The organism is Chitinophaga tropicalis (assembly GCF_009758205.1).
GTDB classification, from domain to species: Bacteria; Bacteroidota; Bacteroidia; order Chitinophagales; family Chitinophagaceae; genus Chitinophaga; species Chitinophaga tropicalis.
The window spans coordinates 1-20905 of the sequence record NZ_WRXN01000002.1; the positions used below are offsets into that span (position 1 = coordinate 1).

Sequence of the window (20905 nt, forward strand, 5' to 3'; positions counted from 1 at the left end):
CGGTGAGCAAGGATGAGGCAGAGGGGCAGCTGCTTGAACTGGAAATGAAATGGGGTAAGAAATACCCCGTTGTGTTAGAATCCTGGAATCGTAACTGGGATAAACTCAGCACTTTTTTCAAGTACCCCGCAGCAATCCGCAAACTTATTTATACAACTAATACTATAGAAGGATTTCACAGGCAGATTCGAAAGGTGACCAAAACCAAAGGTGCTTTCACCTCGGATATGGCATTACTTAAACTTATTTATCTGGCTACTCTCAATATTCAAAAAAAATGGACGCAACCACTTCAAAACTGGAGTATCACAGTATCTCAGCTTTCGATTATATTCTCAGATAGATTAAAATTGGAACTATAAAAAACCTCGTTACTGAATGATATTTTTTGGACCTTTGGGATCAATGCCCCGCTGCATCAGAAAAAATATCATTCAGTAACGAGGCCTGTTAAGTACTTAAGTTTTATTGACACAGTTTATTTTACACACCCACTATATAGCCGGATAGCCTTATTAGCGAATTGATATTTCCTTCATCGTATATACTCAGGATCTTTGACAGCAAGGTAAGAACAAAAAATATTAAAATAAATAATGTCGAAGCGAATGATATAATATTCTTATCAGTCAGTATATTATTTGTACTCATCATGAATTCATTAGCTGCGCTAAAACCAAACATCGTCTTGATGGCCAATAAAATATAATTAAGCATTTCTGCCGTAGTCTGAAGAATATTCCCAGGTCCTTTTAGGGTACACAGACTTAATAGTAAGACAAATAACCAAACCAGGTAAGGTATAAGGTGAAGGAGCAATTGCTTTGTTCTGGACTTATTCAAAAAAGAAAATGGTAATTCTTTTTTAGGAATGCTTCCCAAATCCTTCTTTAACATTCCCAATGGTTTAATATAAGCCCCTAGTGGCAACCAGCCTAGTTGATACATTATACCATTAATTTCCTTTTTGAATAAAGAGAAGAAAGGATTAAAGAAAATTGAAAACTCTATGATCTTAATCTTCCATATTTTACAAAGCCATACATAAATAAAGATGCTAAGCGAAATAGCTGAGAAAATCAATATGCCTAAACAAAAGGCATTATAGCTAAAGTACGGCATAAGATTAAAAGTCAATTTATTGGGAGAAATGATTACAAGCTCCTTACTCAAAGGAATTGTAAAAATATATAATATTTTTTATATAAAAGGGTTTTATGTCCGACACCTGTTTAGGTGTTCTGCTTTGTCAGGAACGATTTTGTTATCTTTTCAGCAATTTCATTTTATTTTAAATCTATATCATCACATTTAAACAATCTGCCCTCTGTGCCCAGACATTTTCTGGATAATCCGACAGCAACTTTTGCCAATATGGAACAAGGGCTTCTGCGTTCCTTTGATTCTGAAAATAAGATGCAACTCCTGCCCAATACAACGCTTCAGGCAATGAAGATTTGTTATCGGTATTTCCAATAAAGGTTTCTAGTATTTTTATGGCTGTATGTGCCTGTGCTTTTCTCAAAAAGGCCATTGCCCTGCCTATTTCCATTTCAGCTCTAAACTGCTGGTGACTCAGGTATCCGGTTATTCTTCTTATGTGACAATCGTCACATAATTAAATCGCTGTTCTTCTTTTTCTGATTCTGCTTACCATCAGCTATAATGTAAAAAATTCAGGGCAAGTAGCCAATATTATTTGACTACTTGCCCTGAATTATATAGGCGGTTGCATTTGAACGCCTGGAAATAATTCGATATTAACACACTTAATCACAAAAAGGATAAAGAGGACAGAGTTTCAGCTTAGCTTTTTTGACAGATTCGTAGCTAACTTCAAACTCTTCAGTATTGTTGATTTTAGGCGTCTGTGCACCTTTGATTTCTGTTAACAATGTCCGGTAGCGTTCAAGGATCTTAGCCAGGTTTTTACTTGATCCATCGTGTTGATATGCCTCTGTTGCTTTCTGCGTTAAGAGATCAAACGCCTTATTCGCGTTGTCGTTAATAACGACATTCGCCAATATTTCACGTTTGGCTTCAGCCAGCTTTACATTCAATGAATCTTTGGATTGTGCTTTGGTTTGCAGGCAGAAAAGAAGTAGGAGTCCACATAATAGTTTGTACATCTTCATAAGATTTAGTTAAAAAGGAATTAAATAAGTACCGTGCAAGCAGACTAAATAGTAGCGTCTGGTGTTTTATTTTGCCAGGCATTTAATCCCTGAAGTTGTAAAAATACCAACTACCTGGGAGTTTTACAAACTGCCTTGCCGGATAGGGGTTTCAAATTTTAGGATTTAATTAGCGGCCTGCACAATCCTGTTTGTTCCGATAAAATAGCCGCATTAACCAGTGAATTTAATCTCATTATCACATAACTTATTAAAGATCAGTGCTGACTGGTTCAGGAATGCTCCGCTAGCGATGTTTGATTTATTCCGAAGTTTATTTTTGTTTGGGAATCTTAATTACAGGTAGTTTTTCTCCTCTCTGCTTTGCTACTCTATAATGCGACCAGTTTTCGATTTCCTGTTCACCATAGAGTATCATTCTTACTGGTATGTCTTTAGTATCCATATCACCTATATACATCTGGTTGTGTTCCGGCACATCTTCATAACTGATCCTGAGCTGCTCTTTATTCTCCGCGGTAGGGTTTTCAATATATTGTTGGTAGGCTTGTATGCAGGTAGTAATAGAATCTGGCTCTCCCTTCAAAGTCCGCAACATGTCATTTATTTCCAGCATTTTTTGATGAATGTCAGTAACATACTGGTTTTCACCGATAATGAGATTTCCTAGTCCATAGATAGATACTTTTGCGTGCTGGGGAAGTTCGGTAACCACTATCTTTTTGTCCACCAGTTCCTTCAGTTCTGAAAAAGTCAGATCAAACGGCTTTTTCAGACGGCCAAAATTAATTGTAAGATCAGCGAAGACTGTTACTTTGATCAGATGGTAATCTTCTCCCAACTTATAAAAGAGGTTTACGCTATCGCCTTTTATTTTCTCTGGAAATGGATCTCTGGGGTGTTTACTATGCGGTTTATAAATGTTCCCTGTTCCTGATTCTCCTATTCTGGCGCCATGCACAATCTTCTGGCGGTATTTAAAGATGTTTTCCATTTCCGGGTTTAACTCTTTAATCAGAGAGAACACATATTCAATGAAACTATCTTTATCAAATATCCAGGAGCCATTGGCGACAGTCCAACAGCCCAGTCCATGAATAGATATGAATTCATTTTCGGGAATACTGAGGGATACCCAGTCGTTGTAGACATCCTCCTTAAAATGCTCAAAGTCTTCAAAATTCCAGCAGTTTACCCGTCCATCTTCATAAACATCCAGATCTGTAAAATGATAATAACCATTGCGAATGAATGCAGGGATGGAAACACCTTCAATTATCCGGTTCCGGTAAACTTTTGTTGCAGGGGGAAAGTATTTATTTTCAGCTTTCATCAGTCTGGACTCATTGTATCAGTACAGAACAAAGTAAAGATAATTATACCAATACTCAAATTGTTTGCACAAAAAGGCAAATCGCCGGCGACAATATCTCCGGCGTTCTTTTGGTTTAAATTATCGTCTGAGTCTAAGACTGCTTTAATAGTCATTCACAAAGGAATGATTTGAGTTGCTCAGCAAATTTTATAGGTTCTTTCAAATGTAGGAAATGGTCTCCGTGTTCCTTCTTAGTATAGATAATTATACGACCATCAGGCACTGTGTCAGCGATCCAACGCTGGCTTTCAACCCAGTTGCTATATTCACCAGTTATAACTAATGTTTGTTTGTTGATCTTGTTGGAAATTACATCCCTCCAGTCATTCAATATGTGATCAAACAGCACGTGTTTAAGTGACTCCATATCAGGTGGAACAAATTCCTCTGCAAACAAATGAGAGTTTTCAAATGCAGGCGCTCCTTCTACATTGTAGAAATCAAATATATCAGTATCCACTACCAATCGATTTACTGGTGCCGCCTTGGTATACAAGGCTATCATTCGCTCAGCCGAGTTAGTGAATGCTCCTGCTTTTAGGCGTTCCTCCTGTGTCCAGTCGCTGTGACAATAGATAGAAGGTGGTTCATCAATGAAAACCAGTTTTTGAATTTTATCTGCACCATACAGGTCGATGTAACTCCATGTAACTGCACAGCCCATTGACCAGCCGCATATATGTGCACTTTCAATCTTAAGGGCATTGAGAAAATCATTAAGGTCGGCAGATAGCCGTGAAATCCGGTTACTAAAGTGTACTTTTTCAGAAAGTCCGTGATTGCGTTGATCAAGCACATATACCTCAAAATGTTCTTTTAGCAGATAAATGATATTGATATATTCTGCGCCATTTGATGACCAGCCCGGAACAAAAATAAGTGGCGTGCCTTTACCTGCTTTCCAGTATGAAAGGGAAACCCCGTCGTTCGTTTTGAATGAGCCAATCTCTAAGTTATCAATGTCAGAGAGTTTGTTGGGCAGCCCAGGTATGCTGTTTGGAAAAATGTGGTCCCGTCCAAAATGTTGCAATGCTGTTTTATTCATGATATTTATTTGTTTTAATAATTGACAATAGCTATTATACTTTGTAATAACCTGGCATTAGTTTATACACGGTTTAGCCCTGGAAAAAACTATTTCATTATGGCTATAGTTCTTTTTCTGGAGCAAAGGTAAATCGTCATTTTGTCGTGTATTTGTGTTATTGTTTTTAATAGTTGTCGTAGATTTGCATTGTCTGATAAGATAGAATATGGAAGAAACTATAATCCCATATGAATTACCTAATACGGAGAACCATTCTTTTTTTTTCGTAGATGTCCGTATCAGTCCCGAAATAGAAGCAAAATTGCATCAGCATGATGCCTGGGAATTATATTATGTAATTCGTGGGTATGGTAGTCGGATTGCAGGTGATACGGTGCAACCTTTCTCGGAAGGGGATGTGGTACTTATACCCCCGAACATGCTGCATCGCTGGGAGTTTGTTCCCGGTTCGGCAGATGATAACGGTGTTATACATTATCTGATGGTTGCATTCAGCCATTCACTGTTATTACGGTGCATGGAACAATTTCCCGAATTGCGCAACCGTATGACAGACATAAAGTTTCCTGTCGATGCGCTAAAGTTTGGTACAGAGAGTTCCCGTAACTTCCGTAAAATGCTTGTACAAATGAATGGTATGGATGAACTGGATCGCCTGTGTGAAATGTTTCGTCTCTTACCCGCAATCTTCGGCTCGTCTGATTATGTTTCTGTAGGTAAGCCCATACGGATTGAACGGGATGTAAGGCGTATGCTGCAAATATCTACCTATGTGATGTGCCATTATGCCCATACTATTTCCCTGGATGACATTGCTGCGGAAGTAGGTATGAACCGGTCTGCATTCTGTACCTACTTCAAACGTTCCAAGGGAATGACCTTTTCGCAGTTTGTCAGTCAGTATCGCCTGAACACTGCCTGCGAAATGCTCAAACATTCGCAAAAGCAGGTCTCTGAAATTTGTTATATCGTAGGATTCAACGATCTTCCCCATTTTATCAGGGTTTTCACTAAGGCTATGGGAATGCCTCCGTTGAAATACAGAAAGCAGTTTCAATAAATGGGAAGATGCTATATATTTATTGTGCGTCATTGCCAAAAGACAAACCAGATTTAATAATTACGTATGACTTATTTTCAAAAGATCAGACATTTGTATGGAATCCCTGAAAATGAAAACTTCGGATTGGAAGAAAGCGAGATCGTTGTATTGGAAAAACGGTTGAATATTGAACTGCCTGTTACATTGCGAGAGTACTATCTTACTTTGGGCAATCATCAAGCGCTTAACTATGCGTACAATAGATTGTTACGGCGTGAAAAGGTATGGGTTTCACAAGATGGATATTTGATGTTTTATGAAGAAAACCAGGGAGTGGTTTCCTGGGGTATAAAAAAGGAGGACTTCTTACATCCGGATCTGGCTGTATATGGCAATTATTCCAATGATGAAGCGAATCCTGACTGGCATCTGGAGTTCCCGTTAGAAGCTTGTTTGTTGATGTTAGCAGTGTATAATGGCGTTTTAGGAGGATTGCAATTCAATGGAAACTATCTGGATGCCGTTAAACCGGAAGTAGTTGCTTATATCAAAGATAACTGGCAGGAGTTGGAAGATATTTCAAATAGTACCCAAAAGATCTATACCAGGGATTATGCGGAAGTGATCAGCCTGTCATTTGACAAAGATCAAAACTGTTCTGGTATTTTTATTGGCGCCAATCAACGGGACCGTTTTAATAATATGTTAGATCATTTAGATGTAGACTGGTTTTATTTATCTACCGAGGATATGGATGAGGAAGATGATGACGAGGAGGATGAAGATGAATAGAGCCAGGATAGGTTCCGACTCTTAACAAATAACTTATCTCCATTCTCTTAACTAATTATTCTATGAACGGCATTAAAAATTCTATCCTTTTATTACTAACATCATTTGTTACAACCACTCTCTGCGCACAAACGCATATTTACTATTCCGACATAGATTCGTTTTGGAAAACATTCGATAGCATACATACCGTTAATGACTCTGCAGAGCAAATACGTCTGATACAGACCATGTATCTTGATAAAGGAACCAAAGGATTAAAAGAACTGGCCCAGATCAGAAACTGGACACCCTCAAAATTCCAGAAAAGCATTTTTGCTCATCCCGATTTCTGGACATCTATAAGGCCTAATACACTAAAAGTAAAAGAGGATAAGGCAGATATTGAAAAATTAATAGCGGCATACAAAAAGCTATATCCCCCGTTTAAAACGCCGGCAATTTATTTTATCATTGGATATATTGGAACAGGAGGGACTACTACGCAAACAGAGGTACTAATAGGGACAGAGATTGGAGCATCAGACAGCACAACTAACTCGGTTGGACTTAATCCTTTTTTACAAGGTTATTTTAAAACCAATAAAGGAATTTTGCAGATTGTGGCGCATGAACTCTCACATACTCAACATAAAGGAGGGGATATGGAGGATAGGGCCCATACAAACCTGCTTGGATTTTGCATTGCGGAAGGCTTATGTGATTTTATAGCTGAATTGTTGTTACAGCACCCATTACAAGCTCCATACATGATTTATGGTAAGGAGCATGAAAAGGAAATATGGCAAAAATTTAAGCAGGAAATGCATGGGACTGAGCTAAAAAACTGGTTATATAATGGTGTTGATCTGGGATATTTTGTAGGATATGCCATCTGTAAGTCTTATTACGTGCATGCCGCAGACAAGGCTAAAGCGATCGATTATATGATAAATTTAGATAACGAGCAGATTGCTGATTTAGATAAGTTTTTGGTTGCGTCCAGGTACATGCAGTAGCTCTTTCAGTCAAGACGAAATGTAGATTGTATTCCCGGTTTTCTTGTTTATCTACCCACTTTTTTGTTTAAAATCCCAGAGATTTGTTACTTTACGGAATCCCAAATTCTGCAAAATGCGATTGTTTCGATTCCTCATCCCTGTTCTGTCATTATTACTGGTAGATTCCATAATTTTTGCACAACCAGGTGCTCGGAACCATAAAGATTCCCAACCTAATAGTAGAATGGGAATACCTGCAAGTGTTACCCCTTCTGATTCGGATTCACACAGGTCTGATACCTCAGATTCTCCTACTACAATAGAGATAATTAATGCCGTGGCTTCTATAGCTACAGCACTTGGGTTTATTATGGTTATCATTCAATTCTGGTATACCAGGAAGAAAGATAAAGATGACCAGGTGAGAATTGAAGAAGAGCGAAATAATAATTTATTGGATTCCCAGTCGGAGCAGAAACGAATGAGGGAACAATTTGAACTGCAGTTGGCACAAAGCCATACACAGCAATTCGAACACTCATTATTCAGCCTGCTCAATCTGTTTAATCAGGTTGTATTACAATTAAAATTTAAAGATAAAACAGACATGTATGGCGACGATAACCCTGTTGAAGAGTATGGGCGTGGCGTCTTTGACGAGGCGGCGCGCCGCATAAAGAGGATGTGTGAATTGAGGATCATGGATGATCCGGATGATTCAGATAATCCGTATACGCATCCTGTTAAATCTATCGCGGAGGCCCGCTATCAAATGGCAGAGAGATATCATGATAACTATTATATTTATTTTGAAGAAATTCTTAATCATTATTTTAGGAGTCTGTATCATATTTTTAAATATATTGATAAGTCGGAATTGATTAAAGATGACCGGAAGCCTTATTATGCCAGTATTGTACGCTCTCAGTTATCGCAAAACGAGTTATTGGCTATAATGTTCAATCTTATAATTTATGATTATGGTTATCCGCAGTTTCTGCGACTTGACAAAAAGTATCGTATCCTTGAGAATTTTCGGCATGACGCTCCTTTTCTAAAGCATTATTATGACTTGTATATAGCAATTAAGGCAGATACAGAATCAGAGGATGGGGAAGACGGAATATCACTCAAAGGATACCGGTCTCTTTATTTAGATTTTTAGGTGAGTAAACTTTATAGTAAAAGGGAGGTAATGAAGATATTGTGTTGAGGGCAATTAAATAAGGACGCAATTTGCACTCTCAAACGCTATTTACTCCAATGAGGCAAGAGGCTGATTTTAATCCTTCTCATCACTATTATTTGCAATTTATGGACGTTACCGAAATAATAGACCTGCTTAAAGAAAAAGCAAACCCCAGGTATCACGCAGGTATGCTGCGTTTCGGTATTGATAATGAAAACGCGTTGGGCGTTAAAATACCAGAGGTCAGGAAACTTGCCAAAATAATTAAAAAGGATCATGAGTTGGCCCTGCAATTATGGAATACCCGCATACATGAGGCCCGTATTCTGGCATCATTAGTTGCTGATCCAAAGCTGGTTACCCCTCAATTGATTGACAGCTGGACAAAAGATTTTGCAAGCTGGGACATATGCGATCAGGCATGTGGCTCTTTCAGCGCAATTACTTGCTGAGATTCAAGTAGTACAGGAGCAACGCCGGAGGGAATAGATTTCTATCTACGACAGCTTAGGAGGCTCTTTTAGTAGTGTACATATTATTTTTGAGTGTTTCAGTTTAATGATTTTTGCATAAATTAGGCGATTGATATAAGTTTTGTTACCTATAAAAAACAAAGTACTGCGGCAACCAGACTAGAAAAGTTTAATAAAGGCAGCAACCTTAACTGATAATTAAACTTCCCTGGCTTAAAGTAAATTCCTTATGAGAAAGAAACCATTTGCTTATTCCCTTACTAAGAATCTGTTATTGATATTCCTGGGTGCTGTAATTTTTGCTCCAGGGTGCCGGAAATCAAAACAATCTGATCCCTGCGAAGGCGTAGTCAGTGAAGGAACGCCTACCCAGGTAGGGTTGATATTGATAGACGGACAAACCGGAGAGAATATTCTTTTGTCAAAGAATATAGATACTGCAACTATATCAATCATTCCAGAAGGGACAGGTCTTCCTCCAGAACGGGGTGTGATTGTAAAGGAGCCACGTGCACCCATGTATGGATCACTGATGTTTCATATTGCTGATACAAAAAAAGGTGCATTCAAATATACGATCAACATTCCCGATGTAGATAGGGTTACACTATCTTATACCAATATAGAGAAGGAATCAGGCAATAAGTGTAATCCATATTATATAACCGTAACCGATCCGGTAATCGTGGACCATCAGTTTACAGTTTCGCAAACAGGCTCCCGGGTACTATTTAAAGTCACGATTTAAGTTAACATGAATAAGATTCAGTGTCTCGGCTTATTATTCATTACTTTATAGTACCATCTGACTACAAAAAAAGTTGGAATATAGGTGATCAGCGTATGTAGTCCAGTCTGAATAAAAAATTTCAGATCAAAAATTGGCCTTCGTCCTGAATTACAAATATAATTCAATGTGACTATAAACGCCAGGCCCAAGCAGAGAAGAAAGGACTTAATATATCCTCTTTTTATTCTTATGGTAAACTTATTTTTTCTCATCTCAGTTGTTTACAATTATAACTGATTGCCAGGTAGCCGGGGCTCTTGCCTTTTCTTCGGATGATGATAAGGCAGTAAAAAGGATTGTTAAAAAAGGCCTTCTTCTCACCAGAGAAGAAGGCCTTTTTCAAAGATACAGAAAAGTCCATTCGAGAATACCACTTCAGACATAACGTTATCAACGAAGCTTGGTCAGCATAGGACTGACAGCCGCTAAAGATGATTGTTCGACCGAACCTCTTTTTCTATTTTATGCTTCAGTATCTCGGCTTATTATTATCCATTACTTTATAGTACCATCTGACTACAAAAAAACCAGGTACAAACATAACTAGAAATACTATTCCCGTCTGCAGTACAAATTTCAGATCGAAAAGTGGTCTTCCGGCAAAATAATTATAGTTTAATGCTTGTATAAAAGCCAAAAATAAACTGGCAGCGAAGACTTTTATGTACCCTTTTCTGATAATAAATTTATTTCTTCTCATTTCCCGTATTTACAATTATTATTGATTGCCAGTTAGCCAACGCTCTTGCCGTTTCTTCTGATTCTACATGAACGTAATCGCCTGATCTTTTAGCAGTTACCGTAATGGTAGGGAGAGTTATTATTAACGGCTTCTGGATCGCATTGGAAGGTAGTAAATTATCTAAACCTATACCAGCACCTACAGCGGCTACATCTGTTGTTCTATTTACCAGATATCCCACACGTGTTGCCGTATTTCTTTCCAAATAACGTATGAATCCATTTGTATTTCCCCGGTTCCAATAATTCTTGCCCACTGCTTTGGAAATACTACTTGTAGCCATACTTCCAAGCCCCACGAAAGCCATACCAACACCGGCTGAAGCAATTGCCTTCAAATGATTTAATTCATTTCCATCTATCGCATCCTCGGCCAGAGAACCAGCATAAGCAGTTGCTCCGGTTGCTATAACACCTGCCGCCAAGCCTCCGGTCGCACCAACTATAGCGCCCCCCAAAGCATTTACACCTGCCTTCTGCCAGGTTTTCCCGTCCTTCAATGTGCCAACTCCGTTTTGTATCACTGATTTTACTAACGAAGATACACCACCAATCAATCCTCCAATTGCGGCTCCGAGTAAACCCAATTTACCATCAGGATCAGAATAAAGAGCAGGATTATTATATGAATAATGGTATGGACTTAATCCTTCCTGATTCCCTTTATCTCCCAGCGGATCGATCTGAATGAATCTACCAGTCTGATGATCATATGTACGTGCATTAAAATCATACAGTTCTAATCCGCTACCATCAGCAAACTCCTCTGTCTGTAACTCATTGCCGGCATACAGCTTCCTGTTTGCCAGTTTACCGATCGTCCTGTTTGAAATACCCGCCATTGTCAGGCCAAAAGGATAATAATGTGATTCTTCCAGCAGGGGACCACTGATTTCCTGTACAGTCACATTGTCAAAGAAGACATCCTGGGTAGTTTCATTGCTGGTATAAACATACAAAAATCCTGTTTTCTGAATTGGCATTTCACCAACAGTAAGCGTCTGCAATTCGTCGGCATTCCCATTCACCTGGCGCACCCCGCTGTTGTTTTCTACAAGATTAAACTGATCGTCGAACAGAACGAAATTCAGATATGCTTTCGGCCTGTCCAGGCGATTCTGATCAGGAGTCTTTTCTTTCAGACGTTCATATGCGCTACTATTTACATTGGCAAAAGGCGAAGTTACGGCTGTATTTGCTGCATTGTGCATATTTTCTGCAGTCCCATCACCGCCGAAGGCTTGTAACAGGGAAGCCAGCATGTCTTCAGGTGTGGTCTGCTTCTTTTCAGCCGGTCCTTCAGACTTATAAAATGCTTCTGCACCTATTCTGACAGTGTCTCCGGCCATCACTCTCAATATAATAGACGGGCCTATCTTTTTTCCACCTTCTTTTGCATTTAGTTTGGCCACAAACTCATTCTTTGTGGTGCTCTTTGCCTGCGGATAACCTGCCGGTTTTGGAGAACGGGTCTCTTCTGTGTTACTGAATGTAGCGGTCTCGATAACGGCTCTTTCAGTTTCCATTGATGCCGCATACATACTGAAATCAGTCTGTTCTGTCAATACCAGCCTTATATTGCCAAGATGATCTTTAACAAAATAATCGTATACATACTGTACAGGTGCCGTACTTTTAAATACAGGTCTGATCCTCCCTTCCTCGTGAGTAATGTATTGCAATGTATCATTCTGATAGACCATGCCATTCATGTAATCAGTTGTGATAGTCCTGACCTGTGTGCCTGTATTGTCAGTTACTATTTTACGGCGCTTATTCCCCAAAGCATCGTACAGAAACACTATAGATCCTTTACCTGCAATGGTGATCGTCTCGGGTAAATTCAGATGGTTGTAGGTAATAGCCGTGATATTCTTATTCAGATCTTTGGTGATGTTACCATTGTTATCATAGCTATAGTCAGGGGTCTCATTATTGTTGATTTCTTTAAAGTCGCCTAAGGTACTTTGGGGATTATTGCTTTTGTCAGTTATAAAAGATAGTCTGTTGCTTCCGGTTAAATAGCCGTACTTAAGGTTATCTATTGTCTGAATAGCGGTACCATTCATCCCCTTTTGTATCATGGTAAGCAGATTACCATTCTCATCGTAAGTAATTCCACTGGTGGTGAAATCTATCTTATCTTTTGTCCATGCGGCATTAGCTGTATTTTGCTGATTAAAATCTGCCAATGTCAGACGCCCTGTACCATCATAAGTAAATCCATAAGAACGAGGCACGTTATCTCCTCTGCTCTTCCATTTTGTACCCGCAATATTCTTCGTAAACTGATTCACGGAATACCCATAGTCATAGTTCAGTTCCTGTCCGTACCAGTTGGTCGTACTGCCGGACGTGCCCAGGAATGCCTTGTTGATACTACGTAACCATCCGCGGATATTGTACTCATAATTTAAAGATTCCAGCTGACTGCTACCATTTACACTGAGATTTTTGGTTAATAATGCACCAAGCTCTGTATACTTACTGACATTTATTATTTTATCAGGTATGCTGGTATTGTCATTCAATCTTTTTCTGACAGCTTTCAGGTTACCCGCATGATCATACACCATCATGGTAAGTAAAGTTGTCTGTGGGGTAGAACCACTCCTCAGGTTCTTATGACGTGAATAGGTGCTTAATAATTTGCCATTAAAATCATACAGGCTGGTAACAACATTCTGTCCTCCTCCAATATTGTCAGAGATTGTCTGTATGTTCCGGCCTTTATCATTATAGTAGCTGGTAGTTGTGATCCACTGATCAGTACCTAAAATTCTTACCATTTCACCAGTTGTCTGATTTTGCGGAATGATACTCGAAGCTGTCAACGCTTCAGGATAAGGCGTGGTTCCATTTTGTGTGTCATCAAAAGCTACAGGTTTGGCGAAATCAGCTGATTGCACTGCCTGAGCGCCGGTAAAATTATAGTTATCATAAAATTTATAAGCCAGCGGAGTTAGTGCGGCAGCAGAAATATTAGGCAGCGGATTGGTAACAAGAATATTTAACGTACCCTGGGTGGCGGTATTATCGATTTCTGCTTCTACTTCTCCGGCGGTTACTTCAAATGGCTCCTGAAATAATATACTGTTTCGCGCAACATATCTGCTTCTGCCGTCATGCGTGTCAAATACCAGGTCTGCCTTTTCCGGTACTGAGTAGCTTATACCCTGTGTATTGGAAACTGCCGTATTCATGCTTGTCTGTAATGCTTCTCTTGTGGAAGAAGAAGCATAAAATGCAGTCATGATTGGCCTGTTCAACGCATCATAGAATGTAACCAGCCATTTGGTACCTGTATTTCTGAGATTACCATCCCGGATAAATACGGGGCGGTTGCGCACATCATATACAGTTTCAACAGAATCGGCCCCCGGCTTCTTGCTCATGATTACACGATTTTGTGCATCATAGCGGTAAAAGATACAGAGCTCATTTGCTGCATTAGCATTGATCACCCATGTGCTTTTTATGAGCTCGACAGCTCTGGGAGTGATCACACAACGTAAACGACCAGGATCATCATATACGAAATAAGTATTCAGCCAGCCATTATGTCCGTCAGCTGTATTAGCTGCCAGTTCAGTACGTTTTAATACAACTTTCTCGTCCTTGTCTTTGAACTCAATTGTTCTGAACCCGTTCTCATCTTTAGTTACATTCTTGAACAATTGTCCTGCTGCATACACACGATTTGTAGCACTGGTGGGAATCAGTCCTGACACGGGGAAATCCCATATACGAACTGCATCCGCTGTTGAATTGGTAAGGTATTGCGTTTCCACAGGTCTGTTACCGCCTTCTTTTGCCCAGCTATTACCTGCAGAAAATGCCTTTATTGTGCGGTTCAGTGGTGAAGCATCAAATTCTGTTCTGTTATAATATACCTGTTCACCAGGGTACTGAGCCTGCATAAAGGTGGCCTGCTCGGAAAAAGCATTTGTCTTAAACGCTCCGTTACTTACCGGAGAAACGTATGGCAGGTATTGGTAGGCTTCCCGTCCTTCTTCATCATAGATCACAGGGGTGACCAGGTCTTTTCCGGCAGGGCTTATACCTTTTTTTACTGTTTGTATTGTTCTGCCCAGCCCGTCAAAATACTCTGTGCTCTGTTGTACCTCCGCTACAGATGTTGCGCTCAACACATCATTGGGATTGGTCAATGGACGTTGAGGAGTTCTGGTTCTCACATAGTTGATCTTAGCATTGCTCTGATAGGCTGAGGGTACAGGAGCTATACCTGAACTTATTGTCTGAGGTGCAGTCACTCCTGAGGGCGCATTCGTCTGTGCAGTCAACTCAATACTATAAGCTATACAAATGCTGATCGGTAAGAAATAGAATTTAAATAGTTTATTCAGACTCATAATTTTCATTTCAATAGTTATGGGACATGCAATCTTAGTTTAGGCAGGGGGCTGGATATGTACCATCGAGGAATTCTGCCGAAGAAGTGCCGTCAGAGAAATAATAGCGATAGTAGCAATCATAGGCATCATCTACTTTTACTGAACGCGTATATCTCTTTTCACCTCTTTCACACACACCATTAATCCATTTTCTGTCAGGAGTATTACATTTCTCCACACATGTCCCATATATATTAGCATAGTCCTGGCCGTTTTCATTAACGTCAGCCTGCGCTTTCGCATCAGCATCGGCTTGTGAAATAGAAGATCTATACTTTCCTTTCAGCACTTTGTATGTAACTGTACCACCGTTATAATCCTGTCCACAGGTAGTACGGGTAAATACCCCGGACTTTTCATTGTTCATATATAATGCAGAAGTTTCCACGTCGGGTTTCTGCGCATATGAGTACCTGATGCTCTTCAATATATTCCCCTCACGGTCACGTACAATAGATAGTCTGCCAAAGTTATCATACTGGTAAGTTTCCTTCTTATTTTCCTTGTTGATGGAAGATGTCAGTCCATAAATGCCATCGTGAGTATAAGTCTGCATGGTAGCATCGGCAGGAGCTACTCTGATATCATCAATAGCATCTCCGTCTGTCAATGTCATATTGTTCACATATGATTTTCTCATCTGTTTCCATTTACCCTGATCCCTATACCAATAATCTACAATGTATACCCTTGTATTGGGAGCTGTAAATGGTACTTTGAAATCTCCGGTATAATATGCTTTTCCTGATCCGGCACCTTCCAGGTCGATAGTAGCGCCAGCATAATCTTCAAAACTTTCATAGTAGCATTCTTCTGGCAGCGCGTTAAAAAACTCGCCCGTCACATCTCCCGCTTTAGACCACTTATAGGCGTATTGTCCGTCAATTTTCTGCAATGACAGGGGATTGGCGGAGCCATCGTACGACTTTACTTCCAGCATCTTTACCGGGTTACCGGTTTCATATTTCTCCCATACATATTTAGGGGCAATCAGATGTTTGTCTGTAAACCAGTTCATATCAAAATCTGTAGTAGTGATCTTGACAACATTGCCAGCTACGATCTGTTTTTCTTCGATGACTGGCGCCAGCATGTTCCTGTTTACCATTTCGGTATACACAGCGCTGCCGGACTGTGACTGGTGAGGATATTTAAATTGTACTATTTTCTGCTGCTGCTTGCTGTTCGTTGTTGTTTCCTCTGAGACGAGGAGCTTCTGTGTATCATAAGCAATATCTTTGATTGTAACAACAGAATCTGTGCCCAGATAAACTACCTTGGTTTCCTGTTTCAGCTTTTTGGAAGCCCCTGTAACAATCCCATAGTTGGCATATTTTGCCAGGCGTCCGCCACTCGACTCTGCACCGCAGCAAACATCGCCGGTAGCCGTTTCTCTGATATTACGGTTAGACATGATGGTGTAATATGAGAGGCTTTTTCTGGCCACAAGCTTATTTGACTGGTCATACTGCAATTCTTTTATTAGAAGCCCCTTGTTCCAGTCATAGTTTATACCACCAACAAAAGGGAATGTACCGGGCGCGTCGGAAACGAGATCCATACCCATCCTGCCCTGAATAAGACCGAAGGTGGCATAGTATGTATGAGACATGACGGCTTGTGTGAACTTATTATCGCAGAACCCTTGCATATCTACGCTACAACCTTTTGCAGGATCGTCATGTGTTTCTCCATATGCGCCAGGGAAGCTGAACTGGTAAACGGTTTTACCATTGTTGGAGGTTTTCACCGTTACATATCTGTAGCCTGCAACCGAATTAAAGATGGATCCTGTTACCGTGGCATCTCTGATAGTATGTACCAGCACTTTCTGATAAAAGTCTACGGTTTCAGATGCAGTGGCCTGCTTTGTATAATCTGCCACACCGGGATACGCGAACAAAGGCAGATTGCTTATTGCGCCGCTTGTTTTTGTCGGCGCAAAAGGAAGGGTATATTCAAAGTCTTTAATGATCTGCGATCTGGTGCTGTCGGTATGCACAATACGTTTAATACGCACGCCACCCGCTTTAATATTATAGGCGTCCTGTACATTAGATGATGTTTCGGGGAACCACAAAAATTCATTCGGTTCGTACTCAAAAGTAGTACTTCCGCCATTACTGTAAGTCACGCCTGTCAATATACCTGCCTGTACCAGGGATGGATTCACGGCCATGTTTCTACCCGGTACATAAAGTTCTACCGGCTCGGTAGATGGACGTTTAAAGGGAAGATATCTTTCGGCATGCCGGCTACTTCTTGGGTAAACGTACTCTTCCGGCATAACAGCTGCAGTTCCCGTCTGATTGAAATAGCCCCACATATCCTGATTGAATGAAGATCGGTGAGGAAGCGCCGTTTCATTGTACTTAAACTTGTATAATGTAATAGGTGCTGCTACATCACTGATATCCTGAATGCTGTCAAGGAAAAGCCTCTTTCCGGCGAAAGTGGAAACTGCGTTGGCGGCGTTGAATGCGGTTCTGTATGAATGGGCAAATCTGAAGCCCTTGATATTGCCATCTGAAAATATTTTCATACCGGTAAGCACTTTATCCCCGGCTAAGTCCTGCCTGTCTTCATTGTATTGAAAAGAAACAGATGCACCATTATAATTAATACTTCTTAGCAGTTCCGTTCTGGCATAACGGCGGCTGGAATATCCTTGGTTAGGAGAATACTGGCCTGGAGGTTGCCATAGAATAGGGTTTGTCCAGTTAGTCAGTCCATCATAATCATACTCGATTGCAATATCTTTCTGATAATCAAATGAAATTACCTCACCAGTATGCAGGATGATAGTACGCAGGTTCCAGACTGTATTTGAGGAAATAGTATAACTAAGCTGCCTTGGCCAATCCTCATCATCAATAGGACCGGCAAGATATTTAACCTGGTCGCCTACGTATTCTCCCAGAGAAAAGAAGTAACGGTTGCCCCATTCATCCTGAATGGTGATCTGCGCTGAACTCGTAAAGGTTATTTTAATATTGTTACTGTCTAATTTGATGACCTCCTTCACTTCACCATTTTGAGCCTCATTAAATGGCTCCACCGCTACTATAAACTTTCCCGAGTATTCACCAAAGGTATAATAGAAAACATCAGTTCCTCCCCAGATACTATTTGTAACAGCACCCGGATCGTCTAAAACCGCAAATCCCAGATCTGATTTCCCATTTATAGCGCAGCTGATAGTGCCACCCGCTTTCAGCAGCCATCCCATGCCGGAACGGCTCGCAATTTCCTGCACCTTTACTCCTGCAGAATGATAAGCCATAGATATCGGCATAGAAAACTCACCCACTTTGATCTCGTATAAAGGCAGATCGAGATTGTGGGTACCCGTAAACGGGCTGACGGGAAAATCTATAAACTTACCCAGGCTGGCAGCTTCAGGGGTACTCGGTAAAGTACCCATATCTATATGGCTTCTGACCTGACTCATTCCCTGCAGGGTAGATAAGATCATAAGAAAAATTCCAAAAACACTCTTTATATTCATTGATTACTCTTGTGTTTGACAAAATTCTTTTTTGAAGAGGATAGGAGCTCTAGTTATCATTTTTCTCTTTACGAATCTCCTGCTCCAACCTCTTATTTTGTTGTTTTAACTCACCGATCTCTTTCTTCATATCAATCAGATGCAATGTCAGCTCTTCTATCTTCTGCAAAAGAACCTTATTCATCTCTCCGAGATCTATCCCATTTTTTTCTACTTCAGTAGCTGAAGGTACTCCGGGAAGATGCTTATTGGCTTTGATATAAGTGTCGAGCTCTGATAGAGATGGCAATTTGTACGCTGGTTCAAATACAAAATCAGCCCAACCGGTCAGGGTGACCTTTACTTTCGTTGCTCCAATACTTCCCTTTACAGCCAGCTTATATTCTCCGGGATCAGTGGTCCCGATGGCTACACTACCATTAGTAGCATTACGGGCGCCGGCTATTATCACGTCTCCGTTTGATTTAAATAGCAAGGGAGCATAATATCCTCCAATGTCCTTTTTCAGAGCATAAAATTCCAGGGTCGGGCCTGTCAGATCATTACTGAAATAGCCATCCTTCCTGAATGAAGCCAGCCAGGCGGTAGGCTTTCCTGATGTTAAACCGGTAGTTGTTTTTACACTGAACTTGAGGTCAGTATAAGCGGCGGCATCCCCGTCGCTGATCATATTTACACTTCCCCTGGTAGCTCCCATATCGATAGTTACCTTCTCTGAAGTAGGGGCTGTACCTATGCCTACATTGCCACCTGTTGCCAATGTGCCTTTGAAATTTAAGTTTCCGTTGCCATCAAGGAACATCACCTGATCTGCATCTGTGGCATAGTCAATAGTCCCATTGTCATGAGCTAACCAGCGAAATCTGAATAGACTGGCCTTGGGCCCTGTTAGCCCGTAGTTAATTGAAGCGTTCGTCTGATAAATAAAACCCGACCTGAAATTTGACGTATATAATCCGGTAGTAATGGTATTAGTATACGTATTAGGAAAATTTATTGTGGTGAAACTCTGCGTTTGTGCGTTTACACTAAAACATGGCAATAAAATAGCTGCTAAAGAGAAAAGGATCTTGTGCATGGTATTTTGTATGTTAAATGTTAAATATTTGAAAGTCGTTGTAATTCTACTGTAACTTAGAAAGCATTCCTGCTGCCCAGGGGCTAACATCGTTGCGTCGGTACGATGAGTGTCAACATCGTCATGCAGATTTATCATAAGAAGGCTTACAATAATCCAACTGCACATAAATTATATAGGCTAAGATCTAAATAAGAATTTTTGAATATGCTCGAACAATGTATAGGTAACTAAACGGGTAGTGGGCAACATCAAATTCTAACTGCCGGTAAAGGTTGAAATTTGATATGATAAAAAACATAACACGTTAGTAGTACGTATATTGTGTAAACCTGTCAAACCGATTCAGACACAAAGAACGGCATTACTTACGCATTGTATCTACGTTGTAATTCTGCCTATGTTCCTCATTGTTATCATGATATAGGGTTTGGTAATTTTCTTATAAAAAAAGAGGAATTGAGCATGGCCCAATTCCCCTTTTTTATATCTATAATATACTATTTGCAGGTACTATTATAATCACTGAATATCTGAACGCCCATATCCAGTAATTTGCTACCGCCTCTATCTAATTCACCTTTGATCAGCTTACCCATTGCACTCTTTTTCTTCTCTTCTTTAGCAGGATCATAAGTGCTGTAACCACCGGCTGCAAGCTTATCTGCAACAGTCTGACAATCGCTTACCAGTTTTTTGATATCAGAAGCCGCCAGTTCCTTAGGCTTATCTGAGCCTTTCTGGAACAGGATGTCAGGATTGTCACGAAGGTTCTGCTCAGCAGCTTCCATTTCAGCAATGTCACTATTACCAACAGCTACAGGAGCAGGATAACCGTAAAGACGATACATTGTGATAGGACCATCAACAATTACTTCAGCCATGTGCGTAGTAGAAGCCAGGTTCTTGATCGTTTTTATCTGAGCCCCCAGACCACCGCCACTGGTCAACCCTTCTCTTTTGTTCGTGAACTTAATGAGACGAAAATGCCTTTCTGCATTATCCTCGATAGCCACGTACTCTTTCATGTCATCTACATCAAGTACTTTAAATTTCTGGCGTTTTTTTTCAGGATCAATAGATTCCTTAGCAATAAACTTAACTTTCTTCTGATTCACCCATGGATTTGATGCTTTACCATAAAGCTTTACAATTCCTTCAATCTTCTGGTCGTCTTTTGTAATAATGTACCCTTGCTTTTCATTGCTCTTTAACTCATATTCATCGTTGTCGGCGTCCTGAGCGAAGCTTACGATGGAGAGGATTAACAATCCTGTAGTCAAGAAGGTTTTTTTCATAGATATATTTGAAATTTACGCAAAAATAGTACTCTTCTTTT

At 40.2% G+C, this 20905-nt stretch carries 16 protein-coding genes; 7 read left to right on the top strand and 9 right to left on the bottom strand.

Going from position 1 to position 20905, the window contains the following annotated elements:
• The coding region (locus GO493_RS06055) for a transposase (protein WP_198315523.1) at window positions 1–362 on the top strand (362 nt) is incomplete at its 5' end.
• Window positions 363–483: 121 nt separating this feature from the next.
• Here GO493_RS06055 and GO493_RS31000 read toward each other — a convergent pair.
• The 5 genes from GO493_RS31000 to GO493_RS06080 form a co-directional block, all read right to left on the bottom strand.
• Window positions 484–1122: an RIP metalloprotease gene (locus GO493_RS31000; protein WP_157305244.1), complete on the bottom strand. Its 639-nt coding sequence runs from the start codon at window positions 1120–1122 to the stop codon at window positions 484–486.
• Between the two features lie 175 nt (window positions 1123–1297).
• Window positions 1298–1534, bottom strand: a complete 237-nt coding sequence (locus GO493_RS06065; protein ID WP_157305245.1) for a tetratricopeptide repeat protein — start codon at window positions 1532–1534, stop codon at window positions 1298–1300.
• A gap of 235 nt (window positions 1535–1769) precedes the next feature.
• On the bottom strand, window positions 1770–2129 hold the full coding sequence (locus tag GO493_RS06070; RefSeq protein WP_157305246.1) for a hypothetical protein: 360 nt from the start codon (window positions 2127–2129) through the stop codon (window positions 1770–1772).
• Window positions 2130–2448: 319 nt separating this feature from the next.
• Window positions 2449–3468: a DUF7638 domain-containing protein gene (locus tag GO493_RS06075; RefSeq protein WP_157305247.1), complete on the bottom strand. Its 1020-nt coding sequence runs from the start codon at window positions 3466–3468 to the stop codon at window positions 2449–2451.
• 151 nt (window positions 3469–3619) lie between these two features.
• On the bottom strand, window positions 3620–4555 hold the full coding sequence (locus GO493_RS06080) for an alpha/beta fold hydrolase (RefSeq protein ID WP_157305248.1): 936 nt from the start codon (window positions 4553–4555) through the stop codon (window positions 3620–3622).
• Window positions 4556–4763: 208 nt separating this feature from the next.
• Between GO493_RS06080 and GO493_RS06085 the strand changes: the two genes are divergently transcribed.
• The 6 genes from GO493_RS06085 (at window position 4764) to GO493_RS06110 (ending at window position 9782) form a co-directional block, all read left to right on the top strand.
• Window positions 4764–5618, top strand: a complete 855-nt coding sequence (locus tag GO493_RS06085) for an AraC family transcriptional regulator (RefSeq protein WP_157305249.1) — start codon at window positions 4764–4766, stop codon at window positions 5616–5618.
• 66 nt (window positions 5619–5684) lie between these two features.
• On the top strand, window positions 5685–6392 hold the full coding sequence (locus tag GO493_RS06090) for an SMI1/KNR4 family protein (protein WP_157305250.1): 708 nt from the start codon (window positions 5685–5687) through the stop codon (window positions 6390–6392).
• A gap of 62 nt (window positions 6393–6454) precedes the next feature.
• The gene (locus GO493_RS06095; RefSeq protein ID WP_157305251.1) at window positions 6455–7390 is read left to right on the top strand and encodes a DUF2268 domain-containing putative Zn-dependent protease; all 936 of its coding nucleotides are present in this window, start codon (window positions 6455–6457) and stop codon (window positions 7388–7390) included.
• Between the two features lie 226 nt (window positions 7391–7616).
• Window positions 7617–8537, top strand: coding sequence for a putative phage abortive infection protein (locus tag GO493_RS06100; protein WP_157305252.1), 921 nt, complete (start codon window positions 7617–7619; stop codon window positions 8535–8537).
• 71 nt (window positions 8538–8608) lie between these two features.
• The gene (locus GO493_RS06105; protein WP_232538775.1) at window positions 8609–9013 is read left to right on the top strand and encodes a DNA alkylation repair protein; all 405 of its coding nucleotides are present in this window, start codon (window positions 8609–8611) and stop codon (window positions 9011–9013) included.
• A gap of 250 nt (window positions 9014–9263) precedes the next feature.
• Window positions 9264–9782, top strand: a complete 519-nt coding sequence (locus GO493_RS06110) for a hypothetical protein (RefSeq protein ID WP_157305253.1) — start codon at window positions 9264–9266, stop codon at window positions 9780–9782.
• Between the two features lie 728 nt (window positions 9783–10510).
• Here GO493_RS06110 and GO493_RS06115 read toward each other — a convergent pair.
• The 4 genes from GO493_RS06115 to GO493_RS06130 all read right to left on the bottom strand — a co-directional run bounded on the left by GO493_RS06115 (window position 10511) and on the right by GO493_RS06130 (window position 20864).
• A complete protein-coding gene (locus GO493_RS06115) occupies window positions 10511–14947 on the bottom strand; it encodes a DUF6443 domain-containing protein (RefSeq protein WP_157305254.1) in 4437 nt (1478 codons plus the stop codon).
• A gap of 25 nt (window positions 14948–14972) precedes the next feature.
• Entirely contained in the window at window positions 14973–18431 is a 3459-nt protein-coding gene (locus tag GO493_RS06120) for a DUF5977 domain-containing protein (protein ID WP_157305255.1), read from the bottom strand.
• 106 nt (window positions 18432–18537) lie between these two features.
• Window positions 18538–19566: a hypothetical protein gene (locus GO493_RS06125; protein WP_157305256.1), complete on the bottom strand. Its 1029-nt coding sequence runs from the start codon at window positions 19564–19566 to the stop codon at window positions 18538–18540.
• A 500-nt stretch (window positions 19567–20066) separates the two neighbouring features.
• Window positions 20067–20864, bottom strand: coding sequence for a hypothetical protein (locus GO493_RS06130; protein ID WP_157305257.1), 798 nt, complete (start codon window positions 20862–20864; stop codon window positions 20067–20069).
• Between the last annotated feature and the right edge of the window lie 41 nt (window positions 20865–20905).